Raw genomic sequence first — 16,488 nt, 5'->3', positions numbered from 1 at the left:
GCAAGGTTTAACCTGCAACAGCAATGGCAAATCGCGGCGTTATTTATCAGTCCATCAATGCGCGGACATCGGTCAGCCTTCCAGTGACCGCTGCGGCCGCCGCCATAGCCGGGCTGACCAAATGCGTGCGCGCGCCGGGCCCTTGCCGTCCAACAAAGTTGCGATTGCTCGTCGATGCACAACGCTCGCCAGCTGGCACCTTGTCCGGGTTCATGCCCAAGCAAGCCGAACAACCCGGTTCACGCCATTCAAGGCCTGCCTCCATGAAGATGCGGTCAAGCCCTTCGGCTTCTGCCATTTGCTTCACAAGGCCGCTGCCGGGTACAACGATTGCCCATTTGACGTTATCCGCCTTTTTGCGGCCCTTGAGGACGGCGGCAGCAGCGCGCAGATCTTCAATCCGGCTGTTGGTGCAACTCCCGATGAAGATATTCTCAACCGATATGTCGGTCATCAGCGTGCCCGGGGTAAGTCCCATATAGTCCAATGATTTTTGGGCGGCTGTTTGCTTGGATGGATCGGCAAAGGACGACGGATCAGGCACGACGCCTGTAATCGGCAACACGTCCTCTGGGCTCGTGCCCCAAGTGACGCTTGGCGCGATATCGGCAGCATTTATGTGAACGACCTTGTCATAGACTGCGCCCGCATCGGTTGCGAGTGATCGCCAATAAGCGACAGCTGCGTCCCATTGGTTGCCCTTGGGAGCCATTGGGCGGCCCTTGAGATAGGCAAAAGTCACATCATCAGGCGCGACCAAGCCAGCGCGCGCGCCATGTTCGATGGCCATATTCGAAATGGTCAAGCGGCCCTCAATGCTCAGCGCGCGAATGACCGAGCCTGTATATTCGATGACATGGCCCGTCCCACCAGACGCGCCCAGCACGCCGGTGATATGCAGCACAACGTCTTTGGCAGAAACGCCAGGGCCAAGTTCGCCCTCAACACGGACTTCCATCGACTTGGACTGGCTGAGCTGCAGTGTTTGAGTGGCCAAAACATGTTCAACCTCTGACGTACCAATGCCAAAGGCCAGAGCGCCCAACCCGCCATGACAGGCGGTATGGCTATCCCCGCAGACAATTGTCGTGCCGGGCAAGGAAAAACCTTGTTCCGGTCCGACGACATGGACGATGCCCTGCTTAACATCGGTGGCATCGATATAGGCAATACCAAACTCTGGCGCGTTACGCTCCAGTGCTTCCAATTGCTGCGCGCTTTCGGGGTCGGCAATCGGGATATTGTTACCGTTGGCGTCCAAACGCGCCGTAGTCGGCAGGTTGTGGTCAGGCACGGCCAAAGTCAGGTCGGGTCTGCGCACACGACGTCCGGCGACGCGCAGGCCTTCGAAAGCCTGCGGGCTAGTGACCTCGTGAACCAAATGGCGATCGATGAAAATCAGGCATGTCCCGTCCTCGCGTTGCTCCACAACATGGGCATTCCAGATTTTTTCATACAGTGTTTGCGGTGCTGACATAATAAAAATGCCATAGAAGCGATTGCAGCGAAATCAAGTGAGGCAGCGCTGCTTGCACTTCAAAGTTACAAACTTTGCGTCTATAGGGTGGAGTATGAGCATTATTAGCATCATTCTTATCGTGCTTGCGACAGTCTTCGTCATGGAATGGGTGGCCTGGTCCAGCCATAAATATATCATGCATGGCTGGGGTTGGGGCTGGCACCGCGACCATCATGAGCCGCATGATAATGCGTTGGAGAGGAATGATCTGTACGGCATCGTCGGCGCATTCACCAGCATATTGCTTTTCGCCATCGGCAGCCCTTTAGTGCTTGGCAACGACGCGTGGGAGCCCGCGACATGGATTGGTCTTGGCGTCATGTGTTACGGGATCATTTACACTGTAGTGCATGATGGTCTCGTGCATCAGCGCTATTTCAAATATGTGCCGCGCAGTGGCTATGCAAAGCGGCTGGTGCAGGCGCATAAATTGCACCATGCGACCATTGGCAAGGAAGGCGGCGTAAGCTTTGGCTTTGTATTCGCGCGTGACCCGGCCAAGTTAAAGGCTGATCTTAAAAAGCAACGCGAGGCTGGCACCGCGATTGTCCGCGATGCCGCCATTTAACCTTCGGGTTTAAGCCAGATCCAGCTCAGGCAAACCCCCGCAACACCCACGGGCACAAGCGACCATGGCAAGCCCAAAGCTGTAAAGCCGATGGCGATGCTGACACCAAATGCGATCGTTGCCGACCATTTTCCGCGCCTGCTAATCGCGCCCTTTTCCCGCCATGCTATCAGATGCGCCCCAAATTTAGGGTGGTTCAACAGCCGTGCTTCAAGCGCCGGGCTGCTGCGCGCGAAACAGAAGGCGGCCAATATCATGAACGGCACCGTCGGCAGTAAGGGCAGGGCAACGCCCGCTGTGCCCAAGGCCAGAGCCAGCAAGCCAGCCCACAGATAAAGCTGCCGCTTTATCAATATTGATGCACTGCCTTGGTTACATAATAGCTATCAAGCCCTTCGGGACCGCCCTCGCTGCCAAATCCCGATTCCTTGACCCCGCCAAAGGGCGCATCAGGCATCGAGATGACAAAGCTGTTGAGGCCAACCATCCCTGTATCGAGCGCGTCGGCGACCAGATTTGCCTGCCGCGCGTTCTCGGTGAAGGCATAAGCGGCAAGGCCGAAGGGCAGGCGGTTTGCCTGTTCAATGGCTTCGTCAAGGGTCTTGAAAGGCCGCATCAATGCAACCGGACCAAAGGGTTCGTCGTCCATGACCTTGGCCGAAAGCGGCACATCGGACAGCACCGTTGGCGTAAAGAAAAAGCCATGATTTCCACGCGACCCACCAGTGAGCAAATTGGCGCCCTTTGACGTCGCATCTTCGACCAAGGCCGCGATGGCCGATGGTCGCCGCGCGTTGGCCAATGGCCCCATGACCGTTCCAGCGTCGAGGCCATTGCCGACCTGAATCTGTTTCGTTCGCGCAGCAAAGCCAGCGACGAAGCGGTCATATACGCCCTCTTGCACATAGAAACGGGTAGGTGAAATGCACACTTGGCCTGCGTTGCGGAACTTGGTTGTGGCCGACAAGCTGATCGCTTTTTCCAGATCGCAATCGTCGAAAATCAGCACCGGTGCATGACCGCCCAGCTCCATAGTGGTCCGTTTCACGCCGTCAGCGGCTAGCTTAAGCAGATGTTTGCCAACGGGCACGGAGCCTGTGAAGCTCACCTTGCGGATGATGGGAGACGCGATCAAATGGCGGCTGACCATATCGGGCACGCCGTAGACCAATTGCGCCACATTACCGGGCACGCCGCCGTCGATAACGCATTGCATGATTGCGCTCGTGCTTGCGGGTGTTTCTTCCGGCGGCTTTGCGATGATCGAGCATCCTGCCGCCAACGCAGCCGCCATTTTCTTGCACATCAGATTGACCGGGAAGTTCCATGGTGAAAATGCGGCCACTGGTCCAACTGGTTGCTTCAGTACCACCGCCCGCTGACCCTTTGGCCTTACCAGCACACGGCCATAGCTGCGTTTGGCTTCCTCTGCGAAATAATCGAACTGTGCGGCGCAGGACAGCACTTCGGTGCGTGCCTCGGCGATTGGTTTGCCTTGTTCGGTGGTGAGCAGGACAGCGATTGTTTCGGCGCGTTCGCGAATATGGTCAGCGACCTTATGCAATATCGCCGCACGGGCATTAACGTCTACCGCGCGCCATTGGGCAAAACCCTTGGCCGTTGCGGCCAGTGCTTCATCAAGGTCAGCAGTCGTCGCCAACGGTAATTCTGCTAGCGTCTCACCCGTGGCCGGATTGATCACAGAATGCGTGTCGCGGCCTTCACCTGTGCGCCAACTGCCGTCAATATATAGACCAAAATCAGTGGTATAGCTCATCGGTTTTCCTGCAAATCTAATGTGCCTTGCTTGTAGGCGTCAGGTGACGGCTTTGGAACCCCTTGCAAGTCGCAAGAGCCAGAAAACCGGAAAGCCCGCGAGCAATAACGCAATGCCCCAGACCAAGGCTTCGGCGCCTGCGCCATATATCGTCCAGCAGGAATAGAGCGCGGCCAGCATTAAGATGACTTTAAACCCTGCGCCTACCTTCAATGTACCCGCCTGGACGAGCCGGAATGCCGCCGCTGCGCAACCGAAATACATGACCAGAACGATGGCCGTGGTGAGCAATATCAAAAATTCAAACATGGATGCCATCGTCCGGCTGCTGTTCATCAGGATAACAAGCATCAACAGGCTTGTACTAAACAGATGCGCGTTGCGCGGCGTACCATTGGCGGCGGCCTTGCCCATGAATGCCGGGAACAAGCCATCGCGTGCCAAAGCGGCGGGTAATTCGGCCTGACACATGATCCACCCGTTCAATGCACCAAGCGCGCTGATTGCGCCAATAGCAGCAATAGCGGTGCCAGCATTGGTGCCAGCGTAAATACTGACGAAATCGGCAAATGGCGCAGCAGAGGCGCTGGTGATCGCCACAGGCAACATTAAGACCACGGCTGAGCAGACCAATATGTAAATGCCGCCCGCGCCAGCGGTTCCGAACAATGTCGCGCGATTGATGGTGCGTTCAGGATCTTGCACCTTGTCCGCTGGAACCGTAGCCAGTTCAAGGCCAAGCATCGCCCAAAGCGTCAAAATGGTGGCCGTCGAAATGCTTGCTGTCGAAATGTCGGCCAGTTCGAAGCTGCGGACCACACCTGTCCCCTGAATCGTCAACACATAAGCGGCAAGGCCAATAACCGCGATGAGCGGCAGCAATTTGGCGATCGTCCATATGATCTGCACTTGCCCCGCAAGCTTTGTGCCGCGAATGTTGATCAGCGTGAAAGCCCATACGATGGCTATGGTCACGGCGGCGGACACGCCGTGGGTGCCGACGACAGGGAATAATTGGCTAAGATAGCTAACCGCTGCTGTTGCTATTGCGGCATTGCCCACCCACATCGAAATCCAATAGGCCCAAGCAATCGCAAAGCCTGCACCATCGCCGAATGCAGCCCTTGTATAAGCATAAGGCCCGCCGGCCTTTGGCAATGCTTTGCTCAGCGCGCCAAATACCGCCGCCACGCAAAGCGCGCCGGACACCGTAATCACCCAGCCAATGACCGAGTTCCAACCCAAGGGCGCAAGGCTTGCGGGCAACAGGAACACGCCCGACCCGATCATGCTACCCATGACCAAAGCGAGCGCCATCCAGAACCCCATGGGCCGGGCTGTTGCGGCTGTATCTTGCTTCACGACATTTCCCCTCGTTATCTGCCAAGCTGGCATGGAACGGGGGCAAAAGCCAAGCTTTGTTTAGGTTGCTGCTTAATGCGCGAGCAATACCGGGATACCAAGCTCGCCAAGCATGAACCGCGTCACGCCGCCAAACAACGTCTCACGCCATCTCCCATGGCCGTAGGCGCCCATAACAAGGAAGTCGGGTGTCCACGCCTTCGCCTCTGCCAAAAGCCTCTCCTCGACGCTCTGATCGCCTTTTGCGGCAACGGCGATTTCGGCATTGATGCCGTGACGCGACAAGTAAGTGGCCGCGTCGGTGACCGGGAATTGCTCCGGCACCATCTCGATTTCCGAAATGCGGACAAATGATGCGGCTTGAAGTAAAGGCAATGCTGCCCGCAATGCATTGGCCGCTTCAAAGCCGCCATCATATGCGACCATGGCCCGCTCGAAGGAAAGAGGCGCGGCTTTTGCAGGGATGGCCAGAACAGGGGTGCGCGATGCCGTCACAACATCGCTAATCCAAGCGCGGGCAGTGCCCGCCGTACCCGCCGGATTCAGTGACATGACCAAGACATCCGCCAATCGCCCAGCGTTGATCAGCGCATCTGATGTTGTGCCATCAAATATTTGCCAGTCCCAAGGCACATCCTCTGCCTGCAACCGCGCATCGATCCGCGTGCACAGCTTCTCGCGCTCTTTTTCCGCTGCTTCAAAGGCCTCGGCGACGAAATGCGCGCCGCCGAACATGTCGAACGCGACATAATCCTGCGTCGGTCTCGGCAATATGAGCGACATATGCCCGTGAAAACGCCGTGCAAGGTCGAGCCCCGCCTGTAGCCTGCTTTCAAAGGCGTTATCTCCGCCTGCATGAACCATGATAGATTTCATCGTCATTTCCTTACCTAACGGCCGGTAGTGATGCGCCGGTCTCACAGGAGCCATTCTGAACCTAAACGCTGCAAAGTCATTGATGGACATCAAACACAGCAAAAAACTTTCAAAGCCTGGGATATTATGTCAGCCATGACGTATGAATGATGGAAGTCCGGCATTAACGAATTTGGTGGTGCGGTCTGCGCACGCCGCGGATGCGGAAGCCATTGCCCGCATTTATGCGCATCATGTGCAGCATGGCACCGCCAGCTTTGATGCTGTTGCGCGCACACCGGTGCAAACCGAAGAGAAAATCCGCGACATATTGTCCAAAGGGTGGCCGTTCATCGTGGCGGAGCGTGCCGAAACGATCATCGGCTATGCCTATGTGACCGCTTTTCGCGACCGGCCAGCTTATGGTTATACCTGCGAAGATTCGATCTATGTCGATCCCGCTTTTGTGGGACAGGGCGTGGGCGTGCAATTGATGCGCGCGTTAATGGAACAAGCACGTGATTGCGGCTTTCGTCAGATGATAGCCGTCATTGGCGGCGGCGAACCCGGCTCGGTTGCTTTACACAGTAAAATGGGGTTCACCCATGCCGGACGTATGCGCAAAGTTGGCCGTAAATTCGGACGCTGGCTTGACACCGTCTACATGCAAGCCGAGCTTGGCGAGGGAGACCGTTCAGCGCCAGCGCGAGAGCCTGCCTAATCGATTAAAGGATGAATGCGCGAGAGTCGCACGTAAAGGAGAGAGCAAATATGGCTGAGTTTGAATTGGTCGCCGATGGACTTCGCTTCCCTGAAGGCCCCGTCGTCATGCCCGATGGAAGCGTCATATTGGTGGAGATCGCGCAAGGCCAAATCACGCGCGTACGCCCCGATGGCAGCAAATCCGTCATCGCCAAGCCCGGCGGTGGACCGAACGGTCTGGCGCTGGGGCCGGATGGCAAGCTGTACTGCTGCAACAATGGCGGGTTTGATTATATGGAAGCCAATGGCTTTCTCGCGCCGCATGGCATTGCCAAGGATTATTCAGGTGGCCGGATTGAACGCATCGATATCGAAACCGGCGAAGTCGAAATATTATATAAATCAGATGACTTTGGATGCAGTCTGCGCGGGCCAAACGACATTGTGTTCGACGCAAATGGCGGGTTTTGGTTCACCGATCATGGCAAGATCGACTATGCAAAACGCAGTCATGATATCGTTGGCATTTTTTATGCAAAGGCCGATGGTAGCCATTTGGAAGAAGTCATCTTCCCGTCAAACAACCCCAATGGCGTTGGCTTGTCCCCCGATGGGAGCACGCTGTACGCCGCCGAAACCTACACATGTCGTTTGATGCAGTTCAACATCACCGCGCCCGGCAAGGTTGCTGGCGATGCGGGTCCCGGCGGGCCGGGCATTCCGCTTTACCGCCCGGCGGGATATAAATTCTTTGATAGCCTTGGCATGGAGGCTAATGGCAATATCTGTGTCGCGACCATCGGCGAATGCGGGATCAGCGTCATTTCACCGACGGGCGAGCTGGTGGAATTTGTTGCAACCGATGATATTTTTACAACCAACATTGCCTTTGGCGGCGATGATATGATGGACGCTTATATCTGCCTCTCGGGCAGCGGGCGTCTAGTTAAAACCCGATGGGCGCGGCCGGGACTGAAGCTGCAATATTAGGTCCTGACCCTAGAACTGGAAACAAGGATATGCCTCGGCACAAGGAAGCACATCTTATCGACCGCATTGGCTGGTTGCGGGCATCGGTCCTTGGGGCGAATGATGGCATTGTGTCGACTGCAAGCTTGATTGTCGGCGTTGCTGCGGCGCAAGCAACGCCTGCGACCATATTGCTGACGGGGATTGCGGGACTGGTGGCGGGCGCCATGTCGATGGCGGCGGGTGAATATGTGTCGGTCAGTTCGCAAGCGGATACGGAAAATGCGGACCGCATGCGGGAAAAGAATGAGCTGGCGACCATTCCCGATAAGGAACGCGAGGAGTTGGTAGGCATTTACGAAGCGCGGGGCCTCGATCGCGCGCTCGCAGAGATAGTGGCGGATAAGCTTACGGCGCACGACGCGCTGGCGACGCATTTGCGCGACGAATTGGGGATGGCCACACACACTGCCGCACGACCGGTGCAGGCGGCATTGGCATCGGCAGCATCTTTCGCAGTTGGCGCATCATTGCCCTTGGCTATGGTGCCGCTTTCCCCAGCGCTGTATCTCACTTGGACCGTATCCATAGCAGCATTGCTATTCCTCGCTGTCTTGGGTGCTATTGGGGCGAAAGCTGGCGGGGCACCAATGGGTAGGGCTGTGATGCGCGTTACCTTTTGGGGGGCGATTGCTATGGCCGCAACGGCTGCTATTGGCGGGTTGTTCGGCACGACGGTTGCCTAAGGAAAAACATGACGTTCAATACTGTTATCTTCGATTTTGGCGGGGTCGTTACGACTTCGCCTTTTGAGGCCTTCAACCGCATGGAGGCGACACGCGGTCTGCCTAAGGATTTCGTGCGTAGCGTGAATGCGCGCAACCCTGATGATAATGCATGGGCGAAGTTTGAACGAGCGGAGTGCGATGCAGCGGAATTTGACGCGTTATTTGCTGCCGAAGCGCGGGCATTGGGGCAGGAACTTGACGGCGCTTCGGTGATTGCCTGCTTATCGGGTGACATCCGCCCTGCTATGGCGGCGGCATTGGATGTGTTAAAGTCCAAGGGCTTTGCGCTCGGGTGCATCACCAACAATGTGCCGACTGGCAAAGGTGCTGGTATGGCAGGCAGTGATGAGAAAGCGGCGGCGATTGCTGCGGTCATGGAACGGTTCGACCATATCATTGAATCGAGCAAAGTCGGGGTACGCAAGCCCGATCCACGTATTTATGCGATGATGTGCGCCGCTTTGGCAGTGGCACCTTCGCAATGCATCTATCTGGACGACCTTGGCATCAACTGCAAACCGGCTGCCGCGATGGGGATGGCCGCCATAAAAGTTACAAGCGGTGATCAAGCTTTGCACGATTTAGGCGTGCTATTGGCGTTGACCTTCACGCCCCTGGGGGTCTAGGCGGAAGGCTGTTCCGTCTCTCCCATTAACTGGAGCATTTCATGGCGAAGAAATTCTTCCCCGATGCAAAATCGGCGCTCGAAGGCGTACTGAAAAACGATATGTTGATTGCGAGCGGCGGCTTTGGTCTTTGCGGCCTTCCCGAACGTTTGTTGGATGCCGTGCGCGACAGCGGGGTCACGGGTTTGACCTTTGTGTCGAATAATGCTGGCATCGACAATGAAGGCATCGGCAAGCTGCTGCGGACGAAGCAAGTCAAAAAAATGATTTCGTCTTATGTGGGCGAAAATAAAGAATTTGAACGCCAATATTTGGCGGGTGAATTGGAAGTTGAATTCTGCCCGCAAGGCACTTTGGCCGAACGCATGCGCGCTGGCGGCGCTGGCATTCCGGGTTTTTACACCAAAACCGGCGTTGGCACCTTGGTCGCCGAGGGCAAGGAAGTGAAAGACTTTGGCGGTGAGGAATATATCCTCGAGCATGGGATATTCGCTGACCTTTCCATCATTAAAGCTTGGAAGGCCGATGAAAGCGGTAATCTGGTTTTCCGCAAGACTGCGCGCAATTTCAATTTGCCCGCAGCGACGTGCGGCAAAATTTGTGTGGTTGAGGTTGAAGAATTGGTGCCCGTCGGCAGCCTTGACCCCGACTGCATCCATTTGCCCGGCGTTTATGTCCAGCGCATGATAGTCGGCGCGCCTTATGACAAAAAGATTGAGTTCCGCACTGTGCGCGAACGGGAGGATGCGTAATGGCTGACAAACCCGTTCCTATCGACCTTGTCCCTTATGCCGACATGCTGGGTGACTCTCGCGAGTTTCTGCGCGTTTGGGCGAAGGAAGGTGGACCTGTGACTTGCTTCATCAACCCTGTTCCGGTTGGTGGCGATCCGATGGGCTATGGCATCGCCTTGGTCGATTGTATTCGCCATGGTGCCAGGACATGGGCGCGCGCGACAGGGGCGTCCGAAACCGACGCCCTAAAGCGCATTTGGGAAGGGGTGGATGCGGAGCGTGCCAACCCGACCGATTTGCCAACCGAGCACCCAATCACCGATGAAGATGGATTGATACATTGAGCTGGACCCGTGATGACATGGCCGCCCGCGCAGCGAAGGAACTGCGCGACGGATATTATGTGAACCTTGGCATCGGCATTCCGACTTTGGTTGCGAACCACATTCCGCAAGGCGTCGAAGTAACCCTGCAATCGGAAAACGGCATTTTGGGTATCGGGCCATTTCCCTTTGCGGGCGAAGAAGACGCCGACTTAATCAACGCGGGCAAGCAGACGATTAGCGAGCTTCCGCAGACAGCCTATTTCGATAGCGCCGCCAGCTTTGCCATGATCCGTGGTGGTCATATCGACCTGACTGTCTTAGGCGCGATGGAAGTGGCGGAGAATGGCGATATCGCTAATTGGATGATCCCCGGCAAGATGATCAAGGGCATGGGCGGCGCAATGGACCTTGTCGCGGGCGTCAAAAAAATCATCGTAGTGATGGAGCATGTTGCCAAGGATGGATCGCCCAAATTCATTCCGGCTTGCACGCTACCGCTGACGGGCAAAAACGTCGTCGACATGATCATAACCGATCTTGCGGTGTTTCAGCGGGCGGACAAAGCATCGGCGTTTAAGCTGATTGAGGTCGCCCCCGGCGTCGGCGTTGACGATGTGCGGGCAAAGACGACGGCGTATTTTGAGGTTGCGATCTGAGCAGGAACATGCGGCGGATATTGTTGACCTTGATTGCGGCTTCTGTGTTGGGACTGACTGGCATCTATACCATGCGTGCCGCGCCTGAAAATAATCAGGTTGCTGTAATATTGCGTAAATTTACCAAGCCCCATACGAATTTGCCGGACCAGCCGGACGAATGGCGCGGTCGGATCCATTATGCCCAACTGGATCAACAATTTGCGGCCATGGCGCAAAGGTCTGAAATGGCAGGGCTTGCCATTGCTATTGTTGAAGATGGCGAACTGCGTTTTGTCCGCACATATGGCGTGATTGATAGGGATACGAATGCGCCAGTGACGCTGAATACGGTTTTTCGCTGGGCTTCTGTGTCTAAGACCGTTGCTGGGACATTGGCAGCAACTTTGGCCAACGAGGGGCTGGTGGATTTGGACAGCCCAGTCGCGCGTTATGATACAACGCTGCGCTTGCCCGAAGGTGCCGAGACGCGGGTGAGTTTCCAACAATTGCTTTCCCAGCAAACCGGCCTCACCAAAAACGCTTTTGACGAACGGTTGGAGGATGGCCAAGATCCGCGTGTGCTGCGCACCAGTCTGGCCAGCGCGCCGTTGCAGTGTCCGCCGGGTTCGTGCCACACTTATCAGAATATCGCCTTTGACGCCGCGACTGAGATATTGGAGCAGGTAGCGCAGCGGTCATATCCCGATGCCGTGAGCGAGCGCTTCTTTTTGCCCTTGGGTATGAACAGCGCCAATTTTGGCATGGCTGGCCTTACCAATGCGAAAGATTGGGCGCGGCCGCATAATGGCCGCATGGTCCGCACCGTGAAAGAAACCTATTGGCGGGTCCCGGCGGCTGCGGGTGTTGAAAGCAATATCGTTGATTTTGCCCGTTGGATGCAGGCGACAATGGGCGATCGTCCCGATGTGTTAGCCCAATCGACGCTGCGGATTGCGCAATCGCCGCGCGTGAATACGGCGCCGATTTATGGCGGCGAATTGCGGCAGGCGAATTCGGAGGCACATTATGGCCTTGGTTGGCGCAGCTTTAAATATGACGGCCATTTGTTATTGGGGCACTCCGGCGCGGTTGACGGCTACCGTGCAACTATGATTTTTGATCCAGCCAGTCGTGTCGGTGTTGTCGCGATGTGGAACAGCAACTGGGGCACACCCTTCCGCATTCCATTTGCCGTGTTTGACAGTTACCATAAACGGACGGACTCGCGCTGGTTGGAATTGGACTGACAGATCTGCTAAGCATCTGTTTTGCTTCAGAATCCAAAAGGAAGACTGACATGGGCTACACGCTGATTACCGCGAATCGCAATTATTCGAGCTGGAGCTTGCGGCCTTGGGTGCTGATGACGATGCTCGGTATCCCGTTTGAGGATCGCTTGGAGCCCTTTGCTGCGGCTAGCAACTATGATGCATTTCGGGCATTTTCACCGACTGGCCAAGTGCCCGTGCTGTTGGACGGCGCGCGGACGATATGGGATTCGCTGGGTATCACTTTATATCTGGCAGACCGGCACGAAGGCGTCTGGCCGTCGGATCCCGCTGCACGGACGTGGGCGCAATGTGCGGTTACGGAAATGCATGGCGGTTTTGCCGCTTTGCGAAACGACTGCACAATGAATGTCGGGGTCAGAGTTCAGCCTAAGCCGATGTCTGCGGCGTTGGTGCGCGACGTCGCGCGTTTAACCGAATTGTGGGCGCGAGGGTTAGATAGTTTTGGCGGTCCATTTCTAGCCGGGCCCCAATTTACCGCGGTGGATGCCTTTTTCGCGCCGGTGGCGTTTCGGGTACGCACTTATGGATTGGATGTGGGCCATGCGGGCAAAGAATGGGTGCAGCATATGCTTGGGCTTGCACCGATGCTGGCTTGGGAAAAAGACGCTTTGACGGAGAGCTGGCGCGAAGCAGGCCATGAGGCGGAACTGCGGGACTGTGGCGTGATAACCGCCGATTATCGTCAGGGCTGAAGCAGGCCGGACATGAAAAAGGCCGCCTTATAGGCGGCCTTTTCTTGGGAACGAACGGTACCTAGACTTTGTCGCCGATCGCGCCCTTTACTTTGCCCTTAAGATTCTGGCCCTCGCCTTTGCGTTCTTGCGCAATGCCTTCGGCTTGTAGGCGATGATCCCCAGAGATCTTACCTGCAGCTTGCTTCAGGTTTCCTACGATTTCATTGCCGATGCCTTTGGCCTTGTCCTTAAGTTCGCCCATAATGCACGTCCTTTCTGTGTCATCCGGCCGCGCGTGAATTGCGGGACGGTACGAGAAGGGAACCCCGCGGGTGGCCGTTGGTTCCAGCGTGTCCGGCGGTTAAACGCTTGAAACCAACGCTTGGGCAAATGCCGCGCCTGCATCGGGCGCAAAGCGTAAGAACAAAGACGGCTCTATCAGTTCCAGTTCCATCAGCCGGAAAACGCCATCACCATCGCGCAATATGTCGACCCGCGCATAAGGCAGCGTGCCGGTCTTGGTAATCTCGGCTGTCGCGGCCAAGGCGCGTTGGGCGAGCATCAGCGCGCCTTGGGGGGCAATGATGCCCTCCTCCCGACCGCCATATTGTTCTTGAACGCGAAAGTCGCCTTTGGCGGGGCGTTTGAGGATGGAATGGCTGAAGACCCCTGCGAAATAGAAGAGCGAATATTCGCCCTCTTCGGCAATATTGGGCAGATAGGGCTGGATCATCATGCGCTGGCCAGCGACGGACTCCGGCACAATATCGCTGGGGTTCAAGCGAAACGTCCCGTCTGCTCCGCCCGAAATCGGTGGCTTGACGATTAGCGTTTCGACATTGAAGGTTTTCCGCGCGTCTTCAAGTGCGACCCTGTCGAGTAGCGGACACAATATTGTCGGCACGGAAGGAATGCCGGCGGCGTCTAATTCAGCCAGATAGGCTTTGTCGCTGTTCCATCTCAATATGCTGACCGGGTTCCGCACCGGCACATTTTCGGCCTCTAATTGGTCGAGCAAGCCAAACCAGCGCTGGCAATCGCGCGGATAGCCCCAGGCCAATAAGGGAGTGACAAGGTCAAAGCTGCTAAAGTCGTCTGCCTTGGTCCAATCGATGAAAACAGCGTTGGCGCCTAACAATTGCGTATAATCGGCCTGTATATGCGACCAATCTTCTTCATATTCCGGCGTCGGGCATAATATCGCGATTCGAAGACCGCTCATTCGCCCGCCATCTTCAATATTTCTTTCCACTCGGCTGGGCGGACTGGGGCGACGGACAGGCGGGACTGCCGCAGCATTTCCATCTCCGCCAGCTTCGGGTTCGCTTTAATCGCCTTCAACGTGACGGGCTGCTGTAATCTGTGCGAAGGTTTGACCTTCACTGCAACGAAGCGGGCTTTTTCATCGGTGGGGTCAATGAAATGTTCTTGGCTGATTGTGATGATGGCCACAATCTCCAGCCCGATATTGCTGTGATAGAAAAAGGCTTCATCGCCGACCTTCATCGTCCGCAAGTTATTCGCGGCGCTGTAGTTACGCACGCCGTCCCATGTGCCCTCGCCCTCAGCCACCAGATCGTCATAGCTATAAACGTCCGGTTCCGACTTCATTAGCCAAAATTGTTTTGCCACCTGTCACTCCTTTTCGCTAGCAAGCCTTTAAGGCAGGCTATATTGCGCTGTCCATGACAGTTATGCCCATAATCTCACTGAACAGCGGCGATGCCGATGCTCTTGGTCAGCAGCTTGGCAATTCATTTCAGACCTATGGCTTTGCGACCGTCATTGATCATGGCCTTGATCCCGCCTTGGTGGCAAAGGCATGGACGCTGACAAAGATACTTTTCGAACAATCTGAATCGCAAAAGCGTGCGGGCTTTGACGCCGCTATCGCTGGCCAGCGTGGGTATACGCCCTTCAAAACCGAAATTGCCAAGGGCGCGGACTTTCATGACCTGAAGGAATTTTGGCATGTCGGTCGTGACGTGGCGCCCGATAGCCCGCTTGCGGGATCGATGCTGGCTAACATCTGGCCGGATGTTCCGGAGTTTAAAGAGACGTTCCAGTTGCTCTTTACAGAGATGGACAAGGTTGGCGCACGGATATTGTCTTCCATCGCCCGTTATCTGGATTTGCCCGCGCACTGGTTCGATCCGGCGATTGCGGACGGGAACTCTATTTTGCGCCTTTTGCATTATCCCCCCATCGCAGGGAATGCCGATGGCTGCATCCGGGCAGGCGCACATGAGGACATTAACCTCATCACCTTGCTGCTGGGGGCAGAGGAGGCAGGCCTGCAGATATTGCGTCCCGATGGTAGCTGGATGGACGTCTCTCCGCCACAGGGCGGCCTGGCGGTCAATGTAGGCGACATGTTGCAGCGGTTAACCAACCATAGGCTGCCATCGACCACGCACCGCGTGGTGAACCCGACAGGCGAACGGTCGCAGTTTAGTCGTTACTCCATGCCCTATTTTCTGCATTTGCGGTCCGACTTTCCAATTGCGACTTTGCCGCAATGTGTGAACGTGGACCATCCCAATCTGTACCCCGAGCCAATTCTCGCGGACGATTATCTGCGCGAACGGTTGATCGAGATTGGTTTGTTAAAGGCATGATATTCGAACCAAGCGCGGTTCATTGGCATCACAGATTTGGGACAGCCGGGAGAATCGCACCCCAAATGTCGTGAGAAGTCAGAATCAGAGCCCCGAAACAGTCAAAAACGGCCAATTCTTCCCGAATATGGAACTTCCGCCCGTGAGAGTCGTTGTCTCATACCGTTAAAACCATGGGGGGCCAATTGACTGAAAACCCCAGAAAACCGTCGATTTACGACAGAAGTGCATTTTTTTTGTAATAAAATTGCAAATGGCGGTTGACCGAATCCTGAAGTCACTTTAGAGGGCCTCTCACCGGACGGGAAGCAAGCGTTTCTGCGGTTCGGTCGCTAACAATCAGGTCACCTACTCCTCTGGTAGTAATATCAGGGATTGCTAGGTGTCCGCTTTTTTGTCGGTGGTAATCGGGTCAAACCGGTTCGGCTCTTTGACATTGTGATATTTAGATGAAGGGACATGTGGGCGACGGCGCCAGGTCCGGGGGTTTTTAGGCCCCGGGTGCTTGGTTAAAAAATTACGTCGTTCAGCACATATGTCCTATACACCATGTATAGTAATTTGTGCAGGAACAACGCCTGAAAGTTCGAGCCTTGCTGGTTTGCGGATTTATCCGTGCCAGTCTGGTTTTTGAATCAAACTTGAGAGTTTGATCCTGGCTCAGAACGAACGCTGGCGGCATGCTTAACACATGCAAGTCGAACGAGACCTTCGGGTCTAGTGGCGCACGGGTGCGTAACGCGTGGGAATCTGCCCTTAGGTACGGAATAACTCAGAGAAATTTGTGCTAATACCGTATGATGTCGAAAGACCAAAGATTTATCGCCTAAGGATGAGCCCGCGTAAGATTAGCTTGTTGGTGAGGTAAAAGCTCACCAAGGCGACGATCTTTAGCTGGTCTGAGAGGATGATCAGCCACACTGGGACTGAGACACGGCCCAGACTCCTACGGGAGGCAGCAGTGGGGAATATTGGACAATGGGCGAAAGCCTGATCCAGCAATGCCGCGTGAGTGATGAAGGCCTTAGGGTTGTAAAGCT

General features: G+C 55.7%; 19 protein-coding genes and 1 rRNA gene. 12 read left to right on the top strand and 8 right to left on the bottom strand.

Going from position 1 to position 16,488, the window contains the following annotated elements; translation table 11 throughout:
• Nucleotides 1-46: 46 nt before the first annotated feature.
• Nucleotides 47-1,477 carry a 3-isopropylmalate dehydratase large subunit gene (leuC, locus tag Q0O33_RS04700; protein WP_295496713.1) on the bottom strand — a complete coding sequence of 477 codons (1,431 nt, stop codon included), beginning with the start codon at nucleotides 1,475-1,477 and terminating at the stop codon, nucleotides 47-49.
• 94 nt (nucleotides 1,478-1,571) lie between these two features.
• Here leuC and Q0O33_RS04695 point away from each other — a divergent pair, with 94 nt between their 5' ends.
• Nucleotides 1,572-2,087, top strand: coding sequence for a sterol desaturase family protein (locus Q0O33_RS04695; protein ID WP_295496711.1), 516 nt, complete (start codon nucleotides 1,572-1,574; stop codon nucleotides 2,085-2,087).
• Here the strand turns inward: Q0O33_RS04695 and Q0O33_RS04690 are convergent.
• The 4 genes from Q0O33_RS04690 to Q0O33_RS04675 form a co-directional block, all read right to left on the bottom strand.
• Entirely contained in the window at nucleotides 2,084-2,437 is a 354-nt protein-coding gene (locus Q0O33_RS04690) for a YbaN family protein (protein WP_295496917.1), read from the bottom strand. The genes Q0O33_RS04695 and Q0O33_RS04690 overlap by 4 nt on opposite strands.
• Nucleotides 2,437-3,864, bottom strand: a complete 1,428-nt coding sequence (locus Q0O33_RS04685; RefSeq protein ID WP_295496709.1) for an NAD-dependent succinate-semialdehyde dehydrogenase — start codon at nucleotides 3,862-3,864, stop codon at nucleotides 2,437-2,439. The genes Q0O33_RS04690 and Q0O33_RS04685 overlap by 1 nt, the downstream gene beginning before the upstream one ends.
• Nucleotides 3,865-3,903: 39 nt before the next feature.
• Nucleotides 3,904-5,226: an amino acid permease gene (locus Q0O33_RS04680; protein WP_295496707.1), complete on the bottom strand. Its 1,323-nt coding sequence runs from the start codon at nucleotides 5,224-5,226 to the stop codon at nucleotides 3,904-3,906.
• Between the two features lie 72 nt (nucleotides 5,227-5,298).
• Nucleotides 5,299-6,102: a universal stress protein gene (locus Q0O33_RS04675; RefSeq protein WP_295496705.1), complete on the bottom strand. Its 804-nt coding sequence runs from the start codon at nucleotides 6,100-6,102 to the stop codon at nucleotides 5,299-5,301.
• Between the two features lie 142 nt (nucleotides 6,103-6,244).
• Between Q0O33_RS04675 and Q0O33_RS04670 the strand changes: the two genes are divergently transcribed.
• The 9 genes from Q0O33_RS04670 to Q0O33_RS04630 are packed head-to-tail and all read left to right on the top strand — an operon-like array spanning nucleotide 6,245 to nucleotide 12,848.
• Nucleotides 6,245-6,802, top strand: a complete 558-nt coding sequence (locus Q0O33_RS04670; RefSeq protein WP_295496704.1) for a GNAT family N-acetyltransferase — start codon at nucleotides 6,245-6,247, stop codon at nucleotides 6,800-6,802.
• 50 nt (nucleotides 6,803-6,852) lie between these two features.
• A complete protein-coding gene (locus Q0O33_RS04665) occupies nucleotides 6,853-7,773 on the top strand; it encodes an SMP-30/gluconolactonase/LRE family protein (protein WP_295496703.1) in 921 nt (306 codons plus the stop codon).
• A 29-nt stretch (nucleotides 7,774-7,802) separates the two neighbouring features.
• A complete protein-coding gene (locus Q0O33_RS04660; protein ID WP_295496701.1) occupies nucleotides 7,803-8,498 on the top strand; it encodes a VIT family protein in 696 nt (231 codons plus the stop codon).
• Nucleotides 8,499-8,506: 8 nt separating this feature from the next.
• A complete protein-coding gene (locus Q0O33_RS04655) occupies nucleotides 8,507-9,166 on the top strand; it encodes an HAD-IA family hydrolase (protein ID WP_295496699.1) in 660 nt (219 codons plus the stop codon).
• Between the two features lie 41 nt (nucleotides 9,167-9,207).
• Nucleotides 9,208-9,918: a CoA transferase subunit A gene (locus tag Q0O33_RS04650; protein WP_295496697.1), complete on the top strand. Its 711-nt coding sequence runs from the start codon at nucleotides 9,208-9,210 to the stop codon at nucleotides 9,916-9,918.
• A complete protein-coding gene (locus tag Q0O33_RS04645; RefSeq protein WP_295496696.1) occupies nucleotides 9,918-10,244 on the top strand; it encodes a DUF5076 domain-containing protein in 327 nt (108 codons plus the stop codon). The genes Q0O33_RS04650 and Q0O33_RS04645 overlap by 1 nt, the downstream gene beginning before the upstream one ends.
• The gene (locus Q0O33_RS04640) at nucleotides 10,241-10,882 is read left to right on the top strand and encodes a CoA transferase subunit B (RefSeq protein ID WP_295496694.1); all 642 of its coding nucleotides are present in this window, start codon (nucleotides 10,241-10,243) and stop codon (nucleotides 10,880-10,882) included. The genes Q0O33_RS04645 and Q0O33_RS04640 overlap by 4 nt, the downstream gene beginning before the upstream one ends.
• Before the next feature lie 8 nt (nucleotides 10,883-10,890).
• Nucleotides 10,891-12,111, top strand: coding sequence for a serine hydrolase domain-containing protein (locus Q0O33_RS04635; protein WP_295496692.1), 1,221 nt, complete (start codon nucleotides 10,891-10,893; stop codon nucleotides 12,109-12,111).
• A 50-nt stretch (nucleotides 12,112-12,161) separates the two neighbouring features.
• Nucleotides 12,162-12,848 (top strand): glutathione S-transferase family protein, encoded by a 687-nt coding sequence (locus tag Q0O33_RS04630; protein ID WP_295496690.1) that lies wholly within the window; start codon nucleotides 12,162-12,164, stop codon nucleotides 12,846-12,848.
• Between the two features lie 61 nt (nucleotides 12,849-12,909).
• Here Q0O33_RS04630 and Q0O33_RS04625 read toward each other — a convergent pair whose 3' ends face one another.
• The 3 genes from Q0O33_RS04625 to Q0O33_RS04615 all read right to left on the bottom strand — a co-directional run bounded on the left by Q0O33_RS04625 (nucleotide 12,910) and on the right by Q0O33_RS04615 (nucleotide 14,462).
• The gene (locus Q0O33_RS04625) at nucleotides 12,910-13,092 is read right to left on the bottom strand and encodes a CsbD family protein (protein WP_295496688.1); all 183 of its coding nucleotides are present in this window, start codon (nucleotides 13,090-13,092) and stop codon (nucleotides 12,910-12,912) included.
• Nucleotides 13,093-13,191: 99 nt separating this feature from the next.
• Complete coding sequence (locus Q0O33_RS04620) at nucleotides 13,192-14,052, bottom strand: hypothetical protein (protein ID WP_295496687.1); 861 nt, start codon at nucleotides 14,050-14,052, stop codon at nucleotides 13,192-13,194.
• Entirely contained in the window at nucleotides 14,049-14,462 is a 414-nt protein-coding gene (locus tag Q0O33_RS04615) for an EVE domain-containing protein (RefSeq protein ID WP_295496684.1), read from the bottom strand. The genes Q0O33_RS04620 and Q0O33_RS04615 overlap by 4 nt, the downstream gene beginning before the upstream one ends.
• Before the next feature lie 53 nt (nucleotides 14,463-14,515).
• Here Q0O33_RS04615 and Q0O33_RS04610 point away from each other — a divergent pair, with 53 nt between their 5' ends.
• Entirely contained in the window at nucleotides 14,516-15,448 is a 933-nt protein-coding gene (locus Q0O33_RS04610; RefSeq protein ID WP_295496682.1) for a 2OG-Fe(II) oxygenase family protein, read from the top strand.
• Between the two features lie 637 nt (nucleotides 15,449-16,085).
• Nucleotides 16,086-16,488: ribosomal RNA gene (locus tag Q0O33_RS04605) — 16S ribosomal RNA — on the top strand; the annotation flags it as partial.

It is taken from the genome of Sphingorhabdus sp. EL138 (assembly GCF_945862485.1).
In the GTDB taxonomy this organism is placed as follows: Bacteria; Pseudomonadota; Alphaproteobacteria; order Sphingomonadales; family Sphingomonadaceae; genus Sphingorhabdus_B.
Note: the sequence above shows the minus strand (reverse complement) of the source record. Positions and strands in the feature narration are given on the sequence as shown.

Excerpts from the sequence above, each read along its gene's own strand:
- leuC (WP_295496713.1), bottom strand. The coding sequence starts at position 1,477 with ATGTCAGCACCGCAAACACTGTATGAAAAAATCTGGAATGCCCATGTT.
- Q0O33_RS04695 (WP_295496711.1), top strand. The coding sequence starts at position 1,572 with ATGAGCATTATTAGCATCATTCTTATCGTGCTTGCGACAGTCTTCGTC.
- Q0O33_RS04685 (WP_295496709.1), bottom strand. The coding sequence starts at position 3,864 with ATGAGCTATACCACTGATTTTGGTCTATATATTGACGGCAGTTGGCGC.
- Q0O33_RS04675 (WP_295496705.1), bottom strand. The coding sequence starts at position 6,102 with ATGAAATCTATCATGGTTCATGCAGGCGGAGATAACGCCTTTGAAAGC.
- Q0O33_RS04670 (WP_295496704.1), top strand. The coding sequence starts at position 6,245 with ATGAATGATGGAAGTCCGGCATTAACGAATTTGGTGGTGCGGTCTGCG.
- Q0O33_RS04665 (WP_295496703.1), top strand. The coding sequence starts at position 6,853 with ATGGCTGAGTTTGAATTGGTCGCCGATGGACTTCGCTTCCCTGAAGGC.
- Q0O33_RS04660 (WP_295496701.1), top strand. The coding sequence starts at position 7,803 with ATGCCTCGGCACAAGGAAGCACATCTTATCGACCGCATTGGCTGGTTG.
- Q0O33_RS04655 (WP_295496699.1), top strand. The coding sequence starts at position 8,507 with ATGACGTTCAATACTGTTATCTTCGATTTTGGCGGGGTCGTTACGACT.
- Q0O33_RS04650 (WP_295496697.1), top strand. The coding sequence starts at position 9,208 with ATGGCGAAGAAATTCTTCCCCGATGCAAAATCGGCGCTCGAAGGCGTA.
- Q0O33_RS04645 (WP_295496696.1), top strand. The coding sequence starts at position 9,918 with ATGGCTGACAAACCCGTTCCTATCGACCTTGTCCCTTATGCCGACATG.
- Q0O33_RS04635 (WP_295496692.1), top strand. The coding sequence starts at position 10,891 with ATGCGGCGGATATTGTTGACCTTGATTGCGGCTTCTGTGTTGGGACTG.
- Q0O33_RS04630 (WP_295496690.1), top strand. The coding sequence starts at position 12,162 with ATGGGCTACACGCTGATTACCGCGAATCGCAATTATTCGAGCTGGAGC.
- Q0O33_RS04625 (WP_295496688.1), bottom strand. The coding sequence starts at position 13,092 with ATGGGCGAACTTAAGGACAAGGCCAAAGGCATCGGCAATGAAATCGTA.
- Q0O33_RS04620 (WP_295496687.1), bottom strand. The coding sequence starts at position 14,052 with ATGAGCGGTCTTCGAATCGCGATATTATGCCCGACGCCGGAATATGAA.
- Q0O33_RS04610 (WP_295496682.1), top strand. The coding sequence starts at position 14,516 with ATGACAGTTATGCCCATAATCTCACTGAACAGCGGCGATGCCGATGCT.